This is a genomic window from Ferrovibrio terrae (genome assembly GCF_943371255.1).
GTDB classification, from domain to species: Bacteria; Pseudomonadota; Alphaproteobacteria; order Ferrovibrionales; family Ferrovibrionaceae; genus Ferrovibrio; species Ferrovibrio terrae_B.
Genome location: NZ_CALRUC010000027.1, coordinates 18,170 through 38,483 on the forward strand (window position 1 = coordinate 18,170; position 20,314 = coordinate 38,483).

Annotated in this window: 20 protein-coding genes; 5 read left to right on the top strand and 15 right to left on the bottom strand. The window is 60.2% G+C overall.

Translation table 11 applies throughout. The features are described 5' to 3' along the window. Positions 1-65: 65 nt before the first annotated feature. The 8 genes from AAG799_RS08240 to AAG799_RS08275 form a co-directional block, all read right to left on the bottom strand. The gene (locus AAG799_RS08240) at positions 66-779 is read right to left on the bottom strand and encodes a TetR/AcrR family transcriptional regulator (protein ID WP_341895340.1); all 714 of its coding nucleotides are present in this window, start codon (positions 777-779) and stop codon (positions 66-68) included. Positions 780-819: 40 nt separating this feature from the next. Continuing rightward, entirely contained in the window at positions 820-1,719 is a 900-nt protein-coding gene (locus tag AAG799_RS08245; RefSeq protein ID WP_341895341.1) for an alpha/beta hydrolase, read from the bottom strand. An 89-nt stretch (positions 1,720-1,808) separates the two neighbouring features. Next, the gene (locus tag AAG799_RS08250; protein WP_341895342.1) at positions 1,809-2,816 is read right to left on the bottom strand and encodes a DctP family TRAP transporter solute-binding subunit; all 1,008 of its coding nucleotides are present in this window, start codon (positions 2,814-2,816) and stop codon (positions 1,809-1,811) included. A gap of 33 nt (positions 2,817-2,849) precedes the next feature. Further along, positions 2,850-4,133: a TRAP transporter large permease subunit gene (locus AAG799_RS08255; protein ID WP_341895343.1), complete on the bottom strand. Its 1,284-nt coding sequence runs from the start codon at positions 4,131-4,133 to the stop codon at positions 2,850-2,852. Next, complete coding sequence (locus tag AAG799_RS08260) at positions 4,130-4,657, bottom strand: TRAP transporter small permease (RefSeq protein WP_341895344.1); 528 nt, start codon at positions 4,655-4,657, stop codon at positions 4,130-4,132. Before AAG799_RS08260 ends, AAG799_RS08255 begins: the two co-directional genes overlap by 4 nt. Positions 4,658-5,019: 362 nt before the next feature. Then, positions 5,020-6,429 (bottom strand): amidase, encoded by a 1,410-nt coding sequence (locus tag AAG799_RS08265; protein WP_341895345.1) that lies wholly within the window; start codon positions 6,427-6,429, stop codon positions 5,020-5,022. A 328-nt stretch (positions 6,430-6,757) separates the two neighbouring features. Continuing rightward, a complete protein-coding gene (locus AAG799_RS08270; RefSeq protein ID WP_341895346.1) occupies positions 6,758-7,294 on the bottom strand; it encodes a MarR family transcriptional regulator in 537 nt (178 codons plus the stop codon). After that, positions 7,291-8,334: an alpha/beta fold hydrolase gene (locus AAG799_RS08275; protein ID WP_341895347.1), complete on the bottom strand. Its 1,044-nt coding sequence runs from the start codon at positions 8,332-8,334 to the stop codon at positions 7,291-7,293. Before AAG799_RS08275 ends, AAG799_RS08270 begins: the two co-directional genes overlap by 4 nt. 139 nt (positions 8,335-8,473) lie before the next feature. Between AAG799_RS08275 and AAG799_RS08280 the strand changes: the two genes are divergently transcribed. The 5 genes from AAG799_RS08280 (at position 8,474) to AAG799_RS08300 (ending at position 13,960) form a co-directional block, all read left to right on the top strand. Then, entirely contained in the window at positions 8,474-10,078 is a 1,605-nt protein-coding gene (locus AAG799_RS08280) for an ABC transporter substrate-binding protein (RefSeq protein WP_341895348.1), read from the top strand. Between the two features lie 96 nt (positions 10,079-10,174). Continuing rightward, positions 10,175-11,116 carry an ABC transporter permease gene (locus AAG799_RS08285; RefSeq protein WP_341895349.1) on the top strand — a complete coding sequence of 314 codons (942 nt, stop codon included), beginning with the start codon at positions 10,175-10,177 and terminating at the stop codon, positions 11,114-11,116. A gap of 1 nt (position 11,117) precedes the next feature. Then, positions 11,118-11,990, top strand: coding sequence for an ABC transporter permease (locus AAG799_RS08290; RefSeq protein ID WP_341895350.1), 873 nt, complete (start codon positions 11,118-11,120; stop codon positions 11,988-11,990). A gap of 3 nt (positions 11,991-11,993) precedes the next feature. Then, positions 11,994-12,986, top strand: a complete 993-nt coding sequence (locus AAG799_RS08295) for an ABC transporter ATP-binding protein (protein WP_341895351.1) — start codon at positions 11,994-11,996, stop codon at positions 12,984-12,986. Continuing rightward, complete coding sequence (locus AAG799_RS08300) at positions 12,983-13,960, top strand: dipeptide ABC transporter ATP-binding protein (RefSeq protein WP_341895352.1); 978 nt, start codon at positions 12,983-12,985, stop codon at positions 13,958-13,960. Before AAG799_RS08295 ends, AAG799_RS08300 begins: the two co-directional genes overlap by 4 nt. 356 nt (positions 13,961-14,316) lie before the next feature. Here AAG799_RS08300 and AAG799_RS08305 read toward each other — a convergent pair whose 3' ends face one another. From AAG799_RS08305 to AAG799_RS08335, 7 genes are all read right to left on the bottom strand, one after another. Continuing rightward, on the bottom strand, positions 14,317-15,291 hold the full coding sequence (locus tag AAG799_RS08305) for a D-2-hydroxyacid dehydrogenase (RefSeq protein ID WP_341895353.1): 975 nt from the start codon (positions 15,289-15,291) through the stop codon (positions 14,317-14,319). A gap of 25 nt (positions 15,292-15,316) precedes the next feature. Beyond that, positions 15,317-16,165 (bottom strand): alpha/beta hydrolase, encoded by an 849-nt coding sequence (locus tag AAG799_RS08310; protein ID WP_341895354.1) that lies wholly within the window; start codon positions 16,163-16,165, stop codon positions 15,317-15,319. Between the two features lie 39 nt (positions 16,166-16,204). Beyond that, positions 16,205-16,978 carry an enoyl-CoA hydratase/isomerase family protein gene (locus AAG799_RS08315; protein WP_341895355.1) on the bottom strand — a complete coding sequence of 258 codons (774 nt, stop codon included), beginning with the start codon at positions 16,976-16,978 and terminating at the stop codon, positions 16,205-16,207. Positions 16,979-16,989: 11 nt separating this feature from the next. Continuing rightward, positions 16,990-17,859: an amidohydrolase family protein gene (locus tag AAG799_RS08320; RefSeq protein WP_341895356.1), complete on the bottom strand. Its 870-nt coding sequence runs from the start codon at positions 17,857-17,859 to the stop codon at positions 16,990-16,992. Beyond that, on the bottom strand, positions 17,856-18,452 hold the full coding sequence (locus tag AAG799_RS08325) for a carboxymuconolactone decarboxylase family protein (RefSeq protein WP_341895357.1): 597 nt from the start codon (positions 18,450-18,452) through the stop codon (positions 17,856-17,858). Before AAG799_RS08325 ends, AAG799_RS08320 begins: the two co-directional genes overlap by 4 nt. Before the next feature lie 6 nt (positions 18,453-18,458). Beyond that, positions 18,459-19,676 (bottom strand): CoA transferase, encoded by a 1,218-nt coding sequence (locus AAG799_RS08330; protein WP_341895358.1) that lies wholly within the window; start codon positions 19,674-19,676, stop codon positions 18,459-18,461. Then, on the bottom strand, positions 19,666-20,314 hold a 649-nt coding region (locus tag AAG799_RS08335), incomplete at its 5' end, for a glutathione S-transferase family protein (RefSeq protein ID WP_341895359.1). The genes AAG799_RS08330 and AAG799_RS08335, both read right to left, overlap by 11 nt.

The window sequence follows — 20,314 nt, forward strand, 5'->3', positions numbered from 1 at the left end:
TTCAAATAATGAACGTACCAGTTCGTACATTTTAATCCTGTTGCTGCGCATATGTCGCATCCAGATTAACGCTTTACGAACCGGACAATCTGCTCGATGACATTCTCACGCCGCTCACGCACCGATTTCGCACTGGTCATGTCGCGGTCGAAGATGAGCGAAAAGGTATGGCGGTTCGATACGTTGAAAAAGCACAGCGCGCTGATCGCCCAGTGTATCTCAATCGGATCAAGACCCGTGCGGAAAACCTTGCCGGCACAGCCGCGCTCGTAGATCCGGCGGACCGCGGCAATGGCGGGGACGTTGAGAGTGCGGATTTTCTTCGACTGGGCCAGATACTTACCCTTATGGATATTCTCGTTCATCACCAGACTGATGAAATCCTGGTTCGAGCCTTCATAATCATACGTGAACCCCACCAGGCGCCGCAGCGCGGCCTCGGGTTCCAGATGATCGAGGTCGAGCTGGGTTTCAATCGCGCGAATCTTGCTGTAGGCGTCTTCAAGAACAGCCACATACAGGCCCTCCTTGCCGCCGAAGTAGTAGTAGACCATCCGCTTGCTGGTATGGGTGCGGGCCGCGATCTCGTCGATACGGGCACCGCTCAGGCCCTTGGCGGAGAATTCCTTGGTCGCGACATCCAGGATGTTGCGCTTGACCTTCTCCGGGTCATTCGTGCGGCTGCTCTGGCGGGGCGCATTGACGGTTACGGCCTTGGTGGCCTTGCGCCGCCGCTGCGGTGCAACCCTGCTCATCGCGCCTGCCTTACGCTTCGCCATTCGACTGTCGCCCTTTTGCTCTGTATCGGGTGTCATGTCCCTATACCGCATAGAGCCGGCGTAACCAATTGCAAGCCGCATCAAATTCCCGACGGACGGCCTGGGAATACTGCATGGCCCTCAAATACCCGTGAATCAGTCCCGCTCCCGTCCGCAGCTCCACCGGCACCCCGCTCCGGCTCAGCACATCCGCATAGGCCAGCCCCTCATCCAGTAGTGGGTCATTCTCGGCAACCGCGACAAAGGCCGGGGGCAGACGATGGTGATTCGGGGCCCGCAAAGGCGCCACCAGGGCGCTTTGATTGCGCACATCATCACTGCCGCAATATAGGGTCCAGGTCTGCTGCACCGCAGCAGTGGTGATGATCGGTCCGTTGGCATTCCGGGTGTAGGACGGCCGCGTGAGGTCGGTATCCACAACCGGATAAAACAGCAATTGCCCTTTCAGACTCTGGGGCCGGTCGCGGAAAACCAGGGCCATCACGGCCGCAAGATTGGCACCGGCACTGTCGCCGCCGACACTGACGGCATCGGCCCGGATCGCCAGGTCGGAAGCGCTCTCGAAGACCCAGTACACCACGGTCTCGCAGTCCATGACCGCAGCCGGGAAAGGCCGTTCGGGCGCCAGGGAATAGTCCACGCTGACGACGGTTTGACCGGTCTTGGCGACAATCCCGACGGCGATCTCGTCATGCGTCTCGGGGCTGCCCTGCATGAAACCGCCACCATGCATGTAGATCAGACAGGGGGCCAGATCATTCTGAACCTTTCGGAACACCACAACCCTGACCGTACGCAGGCCGTGCCGCGCCACCATGACCTTTGATTCTATACCCGCTGGCAGCGGCTGCCGGGCATCGGCCGAGATGCGATCAATGATGGCCCGGCGATCCTGCGCCGAGGCATCCGGCGCCAATCCCGACCAGGCGTCGCGCCACATCTCCAGGAATGGACCGAGTTCTGGGTCGATCATTTGCAACGTCATCGGTAAAAGGCGGGCGGAGCCAGCGGCCCCGCCCGTCCGAACCCTTACTTCTTGCGGATCTGCTCAAGCTGGCTGAACAGCAGCTTGACCAGTTCCGGATCGTTGGCAGCGGCATACTTATCGACCACCGGCTTGGCGGCGGCACGGAAGCGGGCCTTCTCGGCCGGGGCGATCTCGTTGACGGTCATGCTGCTCTTCAGCTTGGCCATCAACTCGGTCTCGTCCTTATCGGCGGCTTCGCGCAGATAGGCTTGAGCCGCCGCAGCCGCATCGGTGATGATCTTGCGCTCATCGGCGTTCAGCTTGTCCCAGGTCGGCTTGCCGAAGACCAGCGTCGAGGCGAACTGGATATGCTGGGTCAGCGACAGGAACTTCTGCACCTCATACAGCTTGGCCGAAACAATGGTCGTGGCCGGATTTTCCTGGCCGTCGACCGTCTTCTGCTCCAGTGCCGTATAGACCTCGGTGAACGGCATCGGCACGGCGTTCGAGCCGAGCGCATTGAACAGGTCGATATAGGTCGGCGCCTGCAGCACGCGGATCTTCAGGCCCTTCATGTCCTCAACCTTGGTGACCGACATCTTGCTGTTGGTCAGGTTACGGAAGCCCGCACCCCAGTAAGCCAGCGGCATCAGGCCCTTGTCAGCGGCCAGTTCAGTCAGCTTCTTGCCGAACGGGCCATCGAGCAGCTTGGCGGTCTCCGCATTGCTCTCGAAGACGAAGGGCAGGTCCATGAGACCGAACTCCTTCACTACGCTCACCATGATGCTGGTGGCAATCAGGGTGGCATCCACCGTGCCGCCGCGCAGCGCCGCCACGGTCTGCACGTCTCCGCCCAGCGTACCGGCCGGGAAGACGGTGACCTTCAGTTTGCCCTGGCCCTTTTCATTGACCTGGTCGGCAAAATACTTGGCGCCGCGGCCCTGGAAGGTGTCCAGGTTGACGGCAAAGCCGAGCCGCAGGTTACGCTCGCGGACCTGGGCTTCGGCTGCCGAGCAGGCGAGACCGGCAGCCAGAATGGCTGCCGCAGTCAGGAATGTCTTGAAACGCATGGGTAATCCTCCCTTTTTGGATTTCACTTTTAGTTACCGAGCAAAGAAGAAGTTCGCCGGGCCGGTAACAAGCCACGGAAAGACAATCAGCAGGGCCAGAACGATCAACTGCGCGACCATGAAGGGCCACACGCCCTTGATCATGTCGTCCATGCTGATTTTGGAAACGCCGGCGACGACATTGAGCACTGTGCCCACCGGCGGCGTGATCAGTCCGATCGCATTGTTGATGATGAACAAAACGCCGAAATAGACCGGGTCGATGCCCGCCGCCTTGATGACCGGCATGAGGATGGGGGTCAGGATCAGGATGGTCGGCCCCATGTCCATGGCGGTCCCGACGATCACCACCAGGATCATGATGATGACCATCAGCAGCATCGGCTTGTCGATGAAAGGCTGCACCAGATCGACCAGCGTGCTGGCGACCTCGGATACCGTGATCAGCCAGGAGGACAGCATGGCGCCAGCAACCAGAAACATGATGACGCTGGTGGTCATCGCCGCCCGCACCAGGATGCCATAAAGCGCGCCCAGCTTCATTTCGCGGTAAATAACCGTCGCAACGAAGAATGCATAAACGGCAGCAACAACCGCGGCCTCTGTCGGCGTGAAGATGCCGAATTTGAGGCCCAGCACGATGATCAGCGGCAGGCCGAGTGCCCAGAAACCATCGATAAAGGCCCGCAGAATCTGCGTCGCGTTCTGCCTGGGCAGGCGCTCGGCATTCTCGCGCTTGGACACCCACCACCAGGCAAAAGACAGGCCGACTGCCAGCAAGATGCCCGGCACGATGCCGGCCAGGAACAGCTTGGTGATCGAAACGCCGCCGATGACGCCGAAAATCACGAAGCCGATGCTGGGTGGAATGACGGGAGCGATAATGCCAGCGGCGGCAATGAGGCCGCAGGAGCGCGCCTTGTCATGGCCGGCGCGCACCATCATCGGCACAAGGATGGCGGACAGCACGGCTGCATCGGCAATCGCCGAACCGGACAAGGCCGCCAGGAAGGTGGCGGCAAGAATTGCGACATAGCCCAGACCGCCTTTGACATGGCCGATCAGAGAAATCGCGACATCGACGATGCGGCGGGACAGGCCACCCGCATTCATGATCTCACCCGCCAGAATGAAGAACGGCACGGCCAGCAGCGGGAAGCTGTCGACGCCGTTGATGACATTCTGGGCAACAATCTGCGGATCAAGCAGATCCAGGTAGTGCATCAGGGCCGCACCGCAGACCAGCAGCGCAAAAGCCAACGGCATGCCGATGGCCATGGCTCCGAGCAGGGAGCCGACGAAAATGGCAATCGTCATTTCGGCTCTCCCGGCAGGTGCTCTTCACTTTCCGTGATCGTGATCAGCTCTTCGTCGGTCAGCTTGTCGGCGAGTGCGCGGTATAGGTCATAGGCAATCATCGGCAGCGCGGAGGCACTGAAAGCGACACCCGCCGCATAAAAGACGCCGCTGGACAGGCCGGAAACCGGGGCCGGAACATCCATATTGATCTGCATTTGCGTCCAGCTGCCCGAAAGCAGCAGCCAGGTGACATACAGCATCAGGGTCTGGCTGATGATGAGGCATAGGCGCTTGCCGCCCCGCGGCAAGACCATGATGAGCGAGTCGAGGCCGAGATGCTGACGTTCGCGCAGGGCCACGGTAGCGCCAAGAAAGGTCAGCCAGACAAAGGCCCAGCGCGAGAGTTCCTCAGAGACGCTGATGCCGGAGTTGAAGCCGTAGCGCAGCACCACATTACCGAAAACCATGATGACCATGGCTGATAACAGAACGACCAGAACCAGCTTGAGGAATCGGAAGTAATAATCAGCCACTGCGCTCATTCAGCCCTCGGACGGCGACCTGCAATGGCCGCTTTGACACGTTTCCTCGCCCAACCCGCATAATGTACGGTTTGGTACATTTTTGTCCGCGCAAAATGTACGAGATGGTTCATTCTGTCAACAACAGCAGAATGATGCAGCGCACCATGGCGATTGCCATTACCGCGCTGGATTGGGTTTGCATGAGTTTTCGAGGAAAATGGACTGCTTAGTACATTTTAAAAATGCCCATCAAACCTAGCGGAAAATGCTCGCAGGGTTGCCGCTCGCTGCTGTGACAGCGTGCATGCCGGGCTCAGTGGCGCCCTGCCGGTGGGGCCGATCACCCTTAACCGGCGTGGCTGGGAATCATGCGCAGGTCATCAGGTCCAGCTCGGATCGATCGGCTGCACGGCGGGTGCCCGTGCTTCGATCACCTCTGCCGCTGCCAATGCGCTCGCCTCGTCGAAGCGTGCTGAAACCAGTTGCACCCCCATCGGCACCGTGCCGACAGACCCGGTCGGCGCCGAAACGCCGGGCAGGCCGAGCGTCGCGGTCTGCAGCATGAAGGCGATTCCCTCCATCGCCCGCCGAGACGCCTCCATCCCGCCGAGGTCACCATCGGTCGGCATCGGCGGTACTGCGCTCACGGGCGTCACCAGCACGGGATACTGTTCCAGGAACAAGGTCCAGTCGCGCAGCAGGGCGGTGCGGCGCTGCAGGGCCTTGAGATAACCTTCGAGATCGAGCTTGGCTGACATCTCGGCGACATCGCCCATGAAACTCTTGATCGCCGCATCGCCATGTTTTTCCACAAGCGGCAGCAGCGCATAGCGGTTTTCCGACATGATGATCGGACCCCAGAGATCTACGGCCTCAAGCCCGGATGGCGGCCCGGCCTCCACGACCTCCCAGCCTGCATCCGCCAGCCATGCCGCGGTTTTCCGCAACGCTTCGGCAACGGATGGATGCAGAGCCTTGCCATGGCCGGTCATCCATACGGCCGCACGTCGGGCGCGCGGCCCCAGGCCGGTCACCGGCTGGGTCGGCACCTGCCAGACATCGCGCTCATCGCGCGCCGCCATCGCATCGAGCCCCAGCCGCAGATCGCGGACCGACCGGCTCAGCACGCCCTGAACCGACATCAGCTGTGAGCCGATCAGACGATCCGCACCCGATGGGTTGAAAGCCCCCACCCGCCCCATCGTCGGCCGGATGCCAAAAATACCCGTGCAATAGGCGGGATAGCGGACCGAGCCGCCAATGTCATTGCCATGACCGATGGTGCCGATGCCAGCAGCCACAGCCGAACTGGCACCGCCGCTTGAACCGCCCGAGGTGATTGTCTTGTCCCAGGGATTTAGGGTCAGTCCATGCAACTCGTTGCCGGTAAACGCCCGCATGGAAAAAGCCGGGGCATTGGTGCGGCCAATCACCACCGCACCCGCACGCCGCCATGACCGCATCGAGGAACTGTCGCCCGGCGCAATCAAGTCCTTGAAAGCGGCAACACCGTTATCGGTCGGACGGCCAGTCCAGTCGACATTAATCTTCACTGTTACCGGCACGCCGTGCAGCGCCGGCAGATTCTCCTGGCTGCGCGTCTTGGCATCGGCCTTGTCCGCCGTCGCCAATGCCTCCTCGCGCAACACATCGACCACGGCATTGAGGCGCGGATTGACGGCATCCAGGCGGGCAAGGCAGCTCTCGGTCGCTTCCCGCGAACTGAACTGCCCGGTCCTGATGCCATGGGCCGTTGCCGCCGCGTCCAGCTGCCAGATTTCACTCGACATTCCGCTCTCCCAAGGTGGTGGTGGTCTAATATCCCGCCTTGCTCAAGCGTTTCTTCCCTGAAAACTCATAGGCAGTCTGAATGGAGATGTTAGGGCGCATTGATATATTTCAGCATCTTACAATAACGCGTCTAGCGCCTCATGTTAGTTCCGTTTGCCTCTGAATGTTAGTCACGGAATAGAATCCGATCCCTAATTTTAGGGGGACTAACAAAGCCTAGCGGGATATTGCCCCGACCATTGTCGCGTGCAAAGGCAGCTTTTAGCCAACTCGCCGTATGTATGAATCTCGCCAAACCGATGCGCGCCGCGGCCCTGGCGGCGGTCGCTAGTAAGGTTTAGCCCAGTTCGCGCTGTTTTCGATGACCTTGTCGAGCAGCCCCAGAATCGTTTGGCGCTCGTTATGATCGAGGCAGGCCATCATGTCGGCTTCGCGCGCCACGAAGCTGACGAGAATCTTTTTATAAATCTTACGTCCAGCATCCGTGAGATGCAGCACGAGACGACGGCCATCTCGCACATCGGCACTCCGCACGATCAGTTTCTTATTCAGCAATTGCCCTACGGCCTTGGAGATGCTGGTCTTTGGTCGACCTGAGACGTCGCTGATCTGCTGCGCGTTCAGATCTGGGCGTTGGGTCAAGCAGAACAGAATGATCCACTCAGGACGTGACAAGCCGAACGCCTGCTCCATGTTCTTCACAAGGGGGCCGATATAAAAATTCGCCACGTAGTTCAGGCGATAAGCCACCGGGATCGGGTTGCCTTTCAAGACGGCCGCCAGTCTCTCGCGGCGGCCGAAATCGCCATCGGGCTCCCATACCGTGTGCCCTTCATCTACTGGTAAATTCGCGGTCTTTCTCATTTTCGGATATCTCGGTCGAGTGATTCGCTTTTGTCTCCGTCCAGAAAATGCCTGATCGGATCATACCATTGGTGCCGGTTTCGCTCGACGCACAGGAAATGGGAGCCTGGCGACACGATGTGATATTGCTTGTCGCGCGACGCCACGCGGCCCAGCAGACTACGCGCGTCGCTATCTGTCGACGTCGTGTCGCCAGCGCCTCGGATGATCAGGAGCGGCATTGTCAACTTTGCTGGGTCATAGAGTGGCTGACCATTGAACACGGTGACAAGATCCAGAAGGGCCCCATTGGGAATACGTAGCGCCGGCGGACGATGTGACAGCGCGCGAGGATCGGCGGCAGAGAGCGCCGAAAAGATCGCCTCCGCGATGTTCGGCTCGCGGCGACTAGCTGGGTCGTCGCCCTCAAGATCACCCGTCCAGCGCAGCGTCAGATCCTCCAAAGTCAGCAGGCGATAGGCGCCAAATCGTGGATGGAGTTGCCGGCGGCTGTCCGGGTTCGCGATACGCTCGAGCCAGGCCTCGTTCCGCTCGGCATAGAGCGGTGCGGAAAGCACAAGCCGCGCAACGTTCTGCGGGTATCGGGTTGTATACAGCGCCGCCGTGATCGTTCCCCACGAACTTCCGATCATATCGAGAGCGCCCGCGTTCTCACGAGCCATGATGAAGTCAACCGCCGCCCCGATGTCCAGGACGGCGTGTTCCAATGTCGCGAATGGCGGATTGGTGTCCGGTGGCGCGTCCATCACTCGGCCGTTCAATGACAGGCCGTAGCCGCGCACGTCGATCGCGTAGACCGCGCGGCCGCTGCTCGCCAGTTCGCGCAGCATCGAATATCCAGCGACGGGCAAGTCAAACAGGGTGGCTCCGAAGGTCGAACCGTGAACCACCAGGACCGGCCGGAGCCCCTTATTCGTGCCCCGGCTCCCGCGTTGAATGAGCCCGAGCCAAACGTCGTCCGCCTCGGGGGCGCGCAGCCGATGCAGGCAGGTTTGTTCGGCGTTCCCTATTCCATCCTCGATCGTTTGCACCATCGCCATTCCCCGGCCCGCCACTCCGTCTCAAATGAGCTTGGATTCCACGGGCGCTCAGCATATAGTATATTAATGCACTAACTAGTACTAGTGCCAACTATTGTGCCAACGGCACATGAAGAAGAATTCACAGGGGAGAGAACCAATGAAGATCACTCGCCGTACCGCCATACAGACCAGCCTCGCCGCCTCGGCCATGCTGGCCGCGCCCAATATCGTACGTGGACAATCCAGGCCCAGCGCGGCGCGCACAATCCGCGCGGTCATGCACGGCGATATTCCGACCTACGACCCGATATGGACGACGGCGAATATGGCCGGCTACCACGGCGGCATGGTCTACGACACCCTGTTCGGCATTGACGGCAACCAGCAGCCCCAGCCACAGATGGTCGGCCGCCATGGCGTCTCAGACGACAAGCTGACCTACACATTCGAGCTGCGTGACGGGCTCAAGTGGCATGATGGCTCGGCAGTCACCACGGCCGATATCGTACCCTCTCTGAAACGCTGGGCCGCGCGCGACGGCGGCGGGCAGCATCTGATGGAACGGGTCAAAGACCTCGCCACCAAGGACGAGAAGACGTTCAGCATCACACTGCGGGAGCCTTATGGCCTGGTGCTGGACGTGTTGGCCAAGACCAACATGCCGATCTGCTTCATGATGCGTAAGAAAGAGGCCGAGACCGATCCGATGCAGAAGATCGATCAGGTCGTCGGCTCTGGGCCTTTCACACTCAACCTCGACGAAACCAAGCCTGGCACGCAGTATGTGTACGACCGCAACCCGAACTACGTGCCGCGCGCAGAGGCCGCGTCCGGTATCGCTGGCGGCAAGATCGCCAAGGTCGACCGCGTCATCATGATCAATATGCCGGACGCGCAGACCGCGGTCGCCGCCTTGCAGGCCGGCGAGATCGACTTCTATGAAGTGCCGCCAGCCGATCTGCTGCCGCAGCTCGAGAGTGACCGCAACATCAAGATCGAAGTGCTGAACGGGCTTGGTAATGTCGGCCAGGTACGGCTTAACTACCTGCATCCGCCCTTCGACAACATCAAAGCGCGCCAGGCGATGCTATACATCGTAAAGCAGAGCGACGTGCTGAAGGCCACCTTCGGGGATTCGAAATACGTCAAGCAGGTCTCGTCGTATTTTGGCATGGGTACGCCCATGGAGAACGATGCCAATATCGATTGGTTCAAAGGCGGGCAGAACGTCGCCAAGGCGCGCGAACTGTTCAAGGAGGCCGGCTATGACGGTCGCCCGATTGTCATTATGCAAGCGACGAATATTGCCGTGATGAGCAACACGAGCCTCGTTATCGCGCAAGCGATGCGACAGGCCGGCCTTAACGTCCAGGTTGAGGCTATGGACTGGTCGAACGTCGTACAGCGTCGCGGCAGCAAGGCCCCGCCAAACCAGGGCGGCTGGAACATCTTCATTACGTGGTCGGGTGGTGCCGCCATTGGCAATCCGATCCTTCTCTCCGCCCATGCTGCGACCGGCGACAAGGCCTGGTTCGGCTGGCCCTCCGACGCCAAGCATGAGGAGCTGCGCAACAAATGGGCCCTGGCCTCGACGCTTGACGCACGCAAGGCTGTGGCCCGTGAGCTCCAGGAAAATGCGTGGAATTTCGTGCCCCAGCTCTACTACGGACAATGGGTGCAACCCGCGGCCATGCGCCGCAATCTGCGGGGCGTGATCCCGGTCGCGGAGATCGTCCCATGGTGGAACGCGGAGAAGGTGTAACCCTGATTATGCCCCCGGCGGCGCGGAGATGTAGAATATTCCTCCGCGTCTCCGGGGCGAATTCTCCGTGAGCAGAGGCAAGATCGGGAGCACCACATGACCGCGTATATCATTCGGCGCCTGCTCATGACGATCCCCGTCATGGGCCTGGTGGCTGTCTTTGTGTTCCTTCTCCTCCATCTGGCTCCCGGCGACCCAGCAGCCATCATGGCCGGGGACAATGCCTCACCCGAGAGCATCATGGAAATCCGCCACAAGCTGGGCCTGGACGAGCCGTTGTGGCGGCAGCTTGTGGTTTGGCTCGCCAGCCTGGCATCGGGTGACCTTGGCCGTTCCATGTTCTGGGGCGATCCGGTCACCACACTGATCGCCCAGCGTGCCGAACCGACAATTTCTCTTGCCGTGACCACGATCGTGTTCGCCATGACGGTAGCGGTCTGCCTTGGTGTGGTTGCCGCAGCCAACGTTGGACGAGCTGTCGACCGCTTCGTGATGGGTCTCGCCGTCGCAGGCTTCTCTGTTCCAGTCTTTGTTGTCGGATACCTGCTCATCTTTTTGTTCTCCATCGAACTCCGCTGGCTGCCGGTACAGGGCTATACGCCGCTCGCCGACGGCATCATGGCCTGGCTTCACAATCTCATCCTGCCGACGCTGACGCTCGGTCTCGCCTACGTGGCCCTTATCGCGCGTATCACGCGCACGACCATGCTCGACGTTCTGGCGGAGGATTACATCCGCACCGCCAATGCCAAAGGTGTAGCAAGGGTCCCAATGCTCTTGCGCCATGCCCTCAAAAACGCTGCCGTGCCGATCGTAACGGTCATAGGCATTGGCGTGGCATTGCTGATCGGAGGAGTGGTGATCACCGAGACGGTTTTCAACATCCCGGGCATCGGCCGGCTTGTCGTAGACGCGATCGCGCGGCGCGACTATCCGATCATTCAGGGCGTCATCATGATCTTCGCTGGCATCTATGTGCTGGTGAACCTGCTCGTCGACCTGTCCTACACATTCCTTGACCCGCGCATTCGGTATTGAGATGACAGCCCTTTCCCAAGTAAGCGGCCGAAGATCCGGCCTCCCCGCCCGCCTTGCCGAATTCGGACGGCGCAGTCCGACAATCGTGATCGGCGCCACAATCCTGGTTTTCATGGCGTGCGTCGCGATCATGGCGCCGCTCCTGGCAGGCGATCCGACCTTCATCAATCCCGTGGACCGCCTGCAGCCCCCCTCTGCAGCGCACTATTTCGGCACCGATCATCTCGGCCGGGACATCTTCGCGCGCTGCGTTTACGGGGCCCGTGTATCTCTGGTCGTCGGGCTGTCGGTGGCGGCTCTCGCAGTGACCGGCGGGCTCGCCATCGGGCTCGCCGCTGGCTACCTGCGAAGCGTCGATAATCTGGTGATGCGGTTGATGGATGGATTGATGGCCATTCCGGCAATTCTCCTGGCCATCGCTCTCGTATCTCTCAATCAGGCCGGTGTTGGAATCGTCATCGTGGCAATCACCATTCCGGAGATCCCCCGCGTCGTGCGTCTGGTACGCTCTGTCGTACTGACCACCCGTGAACAGCCCTATATCGAGGCGGCGATCAGCGGCGGCAGCCGCAAGCTCAAGATCATCCTGCGTCATATCCTCCCGAGCACGATCCCGCCGCTGATCGTCCAGGCAACCTACGTGGCCGCGTCGGCTATCCTGATCGAGGCCGGGCTGTCGTTTCTTGGCGCCGGCGTTCCCCCCGAGACGCCGACCTGGGGCAATATCGTCGCCTCGAGCCGGCTGCTTCTGGCGCGCGCACCATGGACAATTTTCTTCCCTGGGGCCTGCCTCGCCCTCGTTGTCCTGGCAATCAATCTGCTTGGTGACGGACTGCGCGATCATCTCGATCCGCGCCTGGCACGGCGGATGTAGCCGATGACCGCTCCCGTTCTCGAAGTTCAAAACCTCCACACCCAGTTCTTTACCCGCGAAGGCGTCGTACGCGCCGTAGACGGCCTGTCTTTCACCGTCGGCGCGAAAGAGACGTTATCAATTGTCGGCGAATCCGGCTGCGGAAAGAGCGTAACCGCTCTATCGATCATGCGTCTCATCCCGGAGACCAGCGGCCGCATCGTATCCGGCGCAGTGCGTTTTGGCGGGACCGATCTCACAAGCTTGCCAGAGGCGCAGATGCGCGGCATCCGCGGCAACCGTATAGCCATGGTCTTTCAAGAGCCGATGACTTCACTCAACCCGGTGATGACCATCGGCGATCAGATCGCCGAGGCCGTTATGATCCATCAGGGTTTGGCGCGTGCGGCGGCGCTTGAGCGAGCCCAAGCCATGCTCGATCTGGTCCGCATTCCCGATGCAAGGCGTCGCCTGGGCGACTATCCACATCAGTTCTCCGGTGGAATGCGGCAGCGTGTCATGATCGCGATGGCGCTGTCCTGCAATCCTATGGTGTTGATTGCCGACGAACCCACTACGGCGCTTGATGTCACGATCCAGGCACAAATTCTAAAGCTTATGCGTGAACTCAAAGACAGATTAGATGCTGCAATCATCCTGATCACCCACGATCTCGGCGTCGTCGCGGAAAACGCGCAACGCGTGGTCATCATGTACGCAGGGCGAAAGGTCGAGGAGGCGCCGATGCTCGAACTCTTCGATCGCCCGCTTCATCCCTATACGCGCGGCCTTATGGCCTCGATCCCGCGCGGTCACCGTCCGGGAACGCCCACGCGGCGGCTGGCGGAAATTCCCGGTATCGTGCCATCACTCCGCGATCCGATTGTGGGATGCGCCTTTGCGCCGCGGTGCGGGTTCGCGACCGCACACTGCCGCGCCGAAGCGCCGCCGCTCACCGAGCCTGTCCCGGGCCACATTGTGGCGTGCTGGGAAGCCGGCCGGAGCACACCCATATGACGACGCCGGTGCTCGAAGTCGACAATCTGATCAAGCATTTCCCCGTCGTTCGCGGCATACTTCGCCAGGCTGTGGGCCAAATCAGGGCCGTCGATGGCGTCTCCTTCGTCCTGCGCGGCGGCGAAACCTTGTGCTTGGTTGGCGAGTCCGGGTGCGGCAAGTCGACCGTCGGCCGTCTCCTGGTCAAGCTCATGCAGCCGACCTCGGGCCGCATCCTCCTCGATGGGGTCGATGTGACGCATCTCGACGAGGAAGGCATGCGGCCGCACCGCCGACGCATCCAGCTGGTGTTCCAGGATCCTTATGCGTCACTCAATCCGCGGCTCACGGCTGGCCAAATCGTCGGTGAGCCCCTGGAGAACTTCGAGGACCTGACCAGCACGGCCCGGGAGGAAAAGGTCGTGATGTTGCTTGAGCGGGTCGGCTTGCGCGCTGACGCGATGGTCAAGTATCCGTTCGAATTCTCCGGAGGGCAGCGCCAGCGGCTCGGCTTGGCGCGCGCCCTGGCGCTGCAGCCGGCGGTGATCGTGGCCGACGAGCCGGTCTCAGCGCTTGACGTCTCAGTGCAGGCGCAAGTCATCAACCTGATGATGGACCTGCAAGAGGAATTCAACCTCGCTTATCTCTTCATCTCGCACGACCTTGGCGTTGTCGAGCATATCGCGCACCGCGTGGCAGTTATGTATCTAGGCCGCATCGTCGAGATGGCGGACAAGGAGGCACTGTTTGCTCACCCCCTGCATCCTTATGCGGAAGCACTGATCGCCGCCGCCCCTGTGGCCGATCCGCGCGCCCAGCGCCGCGAGCTGGTGATCGAAGGCGACGTGCCTAGCCCGATGAACCCGCCTTCAGGCTGTCACTTCCACACACGCTGCCCCTACGCGATCGATCGCTGCCGGATCGAAACCCCCGATTTGCGGGAAGTGACACCAGGCCGATGGGTGTCTTGCCACCTCCGCGAAACCGCGGTTTGAGAAGTCGAGCCTAACGGACGTTACGGTCCAAGGTGCCAGCACCTGCAGATTGATCTGAGACCCGAAGCCCGAGCGCACAGACTGACACACCCAGGTGGCAACCGTGTTGGGCCTGGGAGGCTTCTAGTCCTTCAGGGTAAGCCCTAGATCGTTCACCGGGACGGGCGGCGGGGCGTCAAAAACTCAGGCGACTAAAAGCTGAAGGCCGGAGACCCGTTTGAATCGCCAGCCCTCGGTGCTTGATTCACAAGGAATATCCCGAACTCAGACCAGTTTCTTTCCAGCGTTTAGGCGGTCGCTTTCCTTGCAGCCCGCGAAACTATGCGGCCGTAGGGCGCGACGCGATCAAACGATATCTACACAGCAACCGTTACTTGCGACAAAAGCGGATCGCCGCGGCGCAAGCGGGATGCGTTCTCGGCACACAGCTCAGCAATCCTTTTCAGAACGTTCGGGTCGCCTTGGCCTGAGATATGCGGCGACAGGATTACGTTTTCCAAATTCCAAAGCCCGGAATCGGAAGGAAGTGGCTCTGGTACAAAGACATCCAGGCCAGCAGCCCGGATGCGACCATCCTTTAGCGCAAGCTCCAATGCCGCTTGGTCAATCACCGGGCCGCGAGCGACATTGATGAATATTGGGCAACGCACCATCAACTCGAACTGCTCGGCGGCTATTAGGGCTTTTGTGTCCTCAGTCAGCGGCACGCAGACGAATACAACATCGGCCATGCCGAGAGCCTGCCCCAGTTCTGAGATGGGCGTAGTCTGATGAAAGCCTGAAACAGATGCCCCGCTGCGGTTGATGCCAATGGTTTTCATGCCAAAGGCTGCGGACCGGCTCGCGATCGACTTGCCGATTTCACCACAACCGATGATAACCGCAGTCTGACCTTCAAGGCCGGTTACATGAGTAAGGATGTTTTTCTGGTTCCAGTCTTTTCGGAGCCGGGCGCGTTCGAGATGGACTATGCCTCGCGACAAGGACAGCAACATTGCGAACGCGTGCTCGGCGACGCCTCGTCCCCAGGCCGAAGCTGCGTTGCAAACGGGGACATTCGCCGGGCCGCCATGCCTGAGAAATGTGTCGATGCCGGAACTGGTGAACTGAATCCACCGAACGTTCTTCCCATGCTCACACAAAGCATCCGCAACCTTCTTGTCATAGGCAAAGCCAGAGACAATCACGCCATCCGCCTTACCCACGGCCGTGGAAAAACCATCGATGTCTTTCACGCCTTCAACGGTAATTCCGTCGACAGTGGACAGGCGTTGAAGAATTTCTTCATCAAAGCGGATGGTATGGCAGACAATATGCGGGGCTCGGATCACGCAGCTATCCTAAGTGTTGCGATATTTACTTAGGCAGCTTGTCCGCCCAATCAGCAATAGCATTCGCTGTTTCAACTGGCTTCTCAGCAGGCAAAGCGTGACTTGCATTTGGAATGACGGCAATCGATACACGGTCACCGAATTCGTCCTTGGCCTCCGCCCGTGAGCTCTCCGGCCGAAACGGGTCAGAGCCAGCCTGGAGGTCGAGCATAGGCGCGGTGCCACCGGCCCACCAAGCGTTCTGGTTTGTAATCTTGCGGGCGTCGCGCTGACTTTTGGTGACATCCTCGTGCCATCCCTCCAGCCATGGTGTCGGGTCATTTCCATCGGCGAAAAAGGCCAGTCTCAGACCCGCCAGTTTTTGATCACGGGTCGAGGAAGGATCATTAATCATAGTGATGGCGTCGGAGAGCTCCTGCGGCCATTTCTTTGCGCCCCCAGCCAGAAGCACAACACCGCGTGTCATCTGCGGATGATCGGCTGCGATTGTCTTGGCTATCCATTGGCCATAGGCATGTCCGGCAATAATGGCTCTACCGCCCTCGGCAGCAATCACCGCAGCGAAATCCAGGCCGAAATCATGGAAGGTGACGTTTTTCATGGGGCCGCGTGAACCGCCGATGCCTCGTGGTTCGGGCAGCGCAACCTTGTAGCCGCGTTTGGCAAGCTGGTCCGCCAATGGGCCGAATTCAGCGGTGCCGCGGCCCGTCGAGGCAATGATAAGGACAAGCGGCCCCTGGCCCCGGACGGAATAGGCAATGGTGGCATCGCCATTTCTGACGACCCGTTCGTCCGCTGCGAAGGCAGATGAAAGGGTTGTCAGTGCCAGTGCTGCTCCCACTCCAAACGCTATGAAAAACCGTCGCATAGTCATCTCTGGCCTCCAGATTTCTTGGGATTGGAGCATATCTTGTTAGCTGTTGAAGACGGGCTTCCGCTTCTCTGCAAAAGCGCGCTGCGCTTCCTTGCTGTCCTCGGTAGCCGAAAGAATCACGGTCTGTGACTGTTCGTACCGGTAGCCATCACGAAGCGTCATATCTTCGGTGACGTTGAAGGAACGCTTGGCGGCCTGCACGGCGAGCGGGCTCTTTGCGGCGATGGTCCGTGCGATATCCAAAGCGGTCTCCATCAGCTTGTCCCCCGGCACGCAGGCTGACACCACGCCCTGGCGGTAGAGGTCCGGACCATAGATGCGGCGAGCCGTATAAATCAGCAGGCGGGCATCGGATTCACGGAAGAAGCGGCGGACATGGCTGACGCCGCCAGCTAGGCCGACATCGACCTCGGTCATGGACAGGAAGCCTTCCTCGGCGCAGACCAAGATGTCGCAGCACAGCGCCAGGACGCAGCCCGCACCGATGGCTGCGCCATTGATGGCGGCAATAACCGGCTTGCTGCATTCCATCACGACGTCGAAGGAGGCACGCACATTGCGATTGTGGAGCGGATAGGCGCCTGCATCAGAATGATTTGGGCGGTCCTTGAGGTCGGCACCTGCCGAGAATGTCTTGCCGTTGCCGGTCACGACAATCGCGCGAACATCTTTCCGGTCGTTAAAAGAGTCAAATATCTGAACAATCTCTTCGCGAAACTTCCGGTTCTGCGCGTTCACTGGTGGACGGTTCAGAGAGACGGTGGCGACGTAATCCGCGATCTCGACGGTAAAGCACTCATAGGTATCAGACATTTCGTTCTCCATTAGAAATCGTAAAGTTCAGTGGGATTCTTGACCAGAATGCGATGTCGCACGGTCTCATCGGGTTCCCACTCCCGGAATAGATCGAGGAGATGACCGACATCGGGCGCGCGGTCAGCAAGGCGCAAATGCGGCCAGTCCGAACCCCAAACCAGGTGGTTCGGGTTGGCTGCAATCAAGGCATCGTGGAACGGTCGTAGGTCGGCGTAGTCAGGGAAGGCCTGTGAGCAGCGGCACAGCACGAGCTTTACCCAAAGCCACCCTTCCTGCAGGGCTCGCAGGATTTTCCGGAACGCCGGGTCGTCGACGCCACGGGAAACGACGAGGCTGGCCATGTGGTCGAGAACGACCGGAATGCCCAGGCTGCGATAGCGCGGGATGAGGTCCGCATGGCGGTCGATCGGCCCCCAAATCTCGGCATGCCAGCCCCGCGCACGCATGCCAGGCACCAAGTCGTCCAAGGCCTCTGTGGCCACTGCCCCAGGGAACCGGCCGGTGCCGCCGGGTACAGTCATGTCGTTGAACCGCAGGCCACGGATACCGGCTGCATGCCAGCGGTCGAATGTTTTCTCATCCAGCGTGCTGCTGGCGCAAATGCCTCGAAGCTTGCCGCCTGAGGCATTGAGGGCGTCAATCATCAGTTCCGGGTCACTGCCGTAGGCGCCGGGCTGAACAATGACTCCACGCTCCAGTCCGGTCCTGACCCGCATATCCAGATGTAATTCTACCGGCGCGAAGGGCGGCGTGTAGTGCATCTGATGCACAACTGGGAATCGATCATATGGGCCAAAGATGTGGGTATGGCTGTCACAGCTTCCCTGAGGAAGCTGCCAGCCCGGCGGACGGGCGGGCGGCGGCGAAGCGTCGGTCATGCCGATTTCCCGACAGGAGGCAGCACGGTCGGGCCGGACCCGGATACCGGCAACGGCGGGACCGCTCCGTCAAGGACAGGAATCTCGTGAGCATTCAGTGTGAATGAGACCATCGTGTAGTAGCCAATGACTGCAGTCAGTTCGACACAGCCCTGTTCGCCCCACCGCTTGGTAACAGCGGCATGAAGCGCGTCAGTGACATTTCCGGTCTGCAAAAGAAGGCGGGTGAATTCGTAAACTTCAGCCTCGGCTTCGTCCGCCAGTTGTGGCGCCTGTCCGAGGCGGATAGCCTCGATGGTGGCTGGGTCCAGTCCGGCCACCCGGGCTGCCTCGGCGTGAATCTGGAACTCAAGCTGGCTGTTCCAGTATCGCCCTGTCGCGATGACCGCCAACTCATTGAGCTTGGCAGGAAGGCCAGTCTTGTAGCGCAGGAATATGCCGACCTGAGACCAGCGCGCAGCCAGTTCCGGACTGTGAATGATGGCGCGGAGCGGACCGACCATCCGGCCGCGCGGCCCCGAAACCACATCGTCGTAGACGCGCTTTTGGTCAGGCGTGAATTCTTCAACGGTGGGGAAATGCAGGCGGGTCATTGATCGTTACTCCGATACTGCGGCTAGTGCGAGTTCCTTCAGAATCTGGTCGGTATGCTCGCCCAGCAGCGGCGGTGGCCGGTCGAATACCAGCGGCTCGTTCCTGAAATTCAGCGGGCTCACGACCTGTTTGACTGTACCGCCTGTCGGGTGCGGCAGGTCCCGGAGCATCTTCCGGTGTTCAACCTGCGGGTCGGAAAAAACCTCCGGAATAGAATTGATTGGCGCGCAGGGTACGCCCGCGGTATCAAGAGACAAGATTAGGTCGGCACGCTTCCAATTGGCGAATGTTGCCTTTAGCAATCCATCGAGCATTCCGTGATTGCGGACGCGCGCCGGATTGGTGGCGAAGCGCTCGTCCGCCGACCATTCCGGGTAGCCCAAAATTTCCGCGAGCTTGCCGAATTGGCCGTCATTTCCGACAGCGAGAACGAAATCGCCATCTGCGCACGAGAAGACATCCTGGGGCTGGATGTTGGGATGCCGGTTGCCGCCGCGTTTCGGGGCATTCCCGGATAGCGCCCAGTTCATCGCCTGGTTCGAAAGAATGGCAGCCTGGACATCCAGCATGGCGAGGTCGATGTATTCGCCTTGCCCGGTCTCGGCGCGGCGAGTGAGCGCAGCCAGCACGCCGACTGTGGCGTACATGCCGGTCATCAGGTCAACGATCGGAATACCGACTTTCTGCGGCCCGGCACCGGGCATGCCATCCCGCTCGCCAGTGATGCTCATCAGGCCACCCATGGCCTGAATGGCGAAGTCATACGCGGCTGCCGCCTTGCGGGGGCCTGACTGTCCAAAGCCAGTCACCGAGGCGTATATCAGGCGAGGATTGATAGCTTTCAGTGCCGGATAGTCGAGACCGTACTTCGAGAGGGTGCCTACCTTGTAGTTCTCGACGACGACATCGCTGATGGCTGCAAGCTGCCGCACAGTCTCCTGGCCTTCAGGAGTTGAGATATCCAGCGCCATGGAACGCTTCCCGCGATTTACCGACAGGTAATAGCCAGCTTCTTTGGTTGGCTTACCATCTGTGCCCTGCAGAAATGGCGGACCCCAGGCGCGCGTGTCATCACCAGCGCCCGGCCGCTCGATTTTGATGACGTCAGCACCCAGATCAGCAAGAATCTGCGTGGCCCATGGCCCAGCCATAATCCGGCTCAGATCCAGAACGCGGACATGACTCAGGGGGCCGCGGCGGTGGGTTTTCGTTTCATGAATCATTGACGACCTCGGTGGCAATAGCGGAGGGGCGTTTGCTGAAACTCTGATGCCAGGCAGCCAAAGCGGGATAATCGGACCGCCAATTCCAGTCTTCATAGCGGAAATCCAGATAGGACAGAGCACAGCCGAGCGCGATGGCCGACAGCGATAGCGGACCGTCACCAGTCGTCAGGGCCGACTTCTCAAAGCGCTGCATCGTCGCCACGGACTTGGCTTCAAAGCTGGTCAGCCAATCGGCAGTTTGAGCATGAGCAGGTTTATTGCGCTCATTGCGCCACAGAATCAGAATGTCCAGAAACCCGGTCGCCAAAGCATGGCGGCTCAGTTCCGCCCATCGGTCGGTCCCCGACGCAGGAATGATGCGGTTTCCACCGGCCAGCGCGTCGAAATATTCGCAAATGACACCTGAATCTATCAGGACACCGCCGTCCTCAAGGATGAGCGTCGGAATCTTGCTGAGCGGATTGTCCGGCATCAGATCAGTGTTCGGCGAGCTCATTTGCACGACGGTTCGCCGGAGTTCCAGACGGTCGACCAGTCCAAGCTCATGGGCGGCAATCATGACCTTTCGGACGAAAGGTGATCGCGGCGACCAGTGAAGTGTCATCATGAGAGACCTGCCGGAGAATTGACGATAG

Coding starts and splice junctions, on each gene's coding strand:
- AAG799_RS08240 (WP_341895340.1), bottom strand. CDS start 779: ATGGCGAAGCGTAAGGCAGGCGCGATGAGCAGGGTTGCACCGCAGCGG.
- AAG799_RS08245 (WP_341895341.1), bottom strand. CDS start 1,719: ATGTGGCGCGACGCCTGGTCGGGATTGGCGCCGGATGCCTCGGCGCAG.
- AAG799_RS08250 (WP_341895342.1), bottom strand. CDS start 2,816: ATGCGTTTCAAGACATTCCTGACTGCGGCAGCCATTCTGGCTGCCGGT.
- AAG799_RS08255 (WP_341895343.1), bottom strand. CDS start 4,133: ATGACGATTGCCATTTTCGTCGGCTCCCTGCTCGGAGCCATGGCCATC.
- AAG799_RS08260 (WP_341895344.1), bottom strand. CDS start 4,657: ATGAGCGCAGTGGCTGATTATTACTTCCGATTCCTCAAGCTGGTTCTG.
- AAG799_RS08265 (WP_341895345.1), bottom strand. CDS start 6,429: ATGTCGAGTGAAATCTGGCAGCTGGACGCGGCGGCAACGGCCCATGGC.
- AAG799_RS08270 (WP_341895346.1), bottom strand. CDS start 7,294: ATGAGAAAGACCGCGAATTTACCAGTAGATGAAGGGCACACGGTATGG.
- AAG799_RS08275 (WP_341895347.1), bottom strand. CDS start 8,334: ATGGCGATGGTGCAAACGATCGAGGATGGAATAGGGAACGCCGAACAA.
- AAG799_RS08280 (WP_341895348.1), top strand. CDS start 8,474: ATGAAGATCACTCGCCGTACCGCCATACAGACCAGCCTCGCCGCCTCG.
- AAG799_RS08285 (WP_341895349.1), top strand. CDS start 10,175: ATGACCGCGTATATCATTCGGCGCCTGCTCATGACGATCCCCGTCATG.
- AAG799_RS08290 (WP_341895350.1), top strand. CDS start 11,118: ATGACAGCCCTTTCCCAAGTAAGCGGCCGAAGATCCGGCCTCCCCGCC.
- AAG799_RS08295 (WP_341895351.1), top strand. CDS start 11,994: ATGACCGCTCCCGTTCTCGAAGTTCAAAACCTCCACACCCAGTTCTTT.
- AAG799_RS08300 (WP_341895352.1), top strand. CDS start 12,983: ATGACGACGCCGGTGCTCGAAGTCGACAATCTGATCAAGCATTTCCCC.
- AAG799_RS08310 (WP_341895354.1), bottom strand. CDS start 16,165: ATGACTATGCGACGGTTTTTCATAGCGTTTGGAGTGGGAGCAGCACTG.
- AAG799_RS08315 (WP_341895355.1), bottom strand. CDS start 16,978: ATGTCTGATACCTATGAGTGCTTTACCGTCGAGATCGCGGATTACGTC.
- AAG799_RS08320 (WP_341895356.1), bottom strand. CDS start 17,859: ATGACCGACGCTTCGCCGCCGCCCGCCCGTCCGCCGGGCTGGCAGCTT.
- AAG799_RS08325 (WP_341895357.1), bottom strand. CDS start 18,452: ATGACCCGCCTGCATTTCCCCACCGTTGAAGAATTCACGCCTGACCAA.
- AAG799_RS08330 (WP_341895358.1), bottom strand. CDS start 19,676: ATGATTCATGAAACGAAAACCCACCGCCGCGGCCCCCTGAGTCATGTC.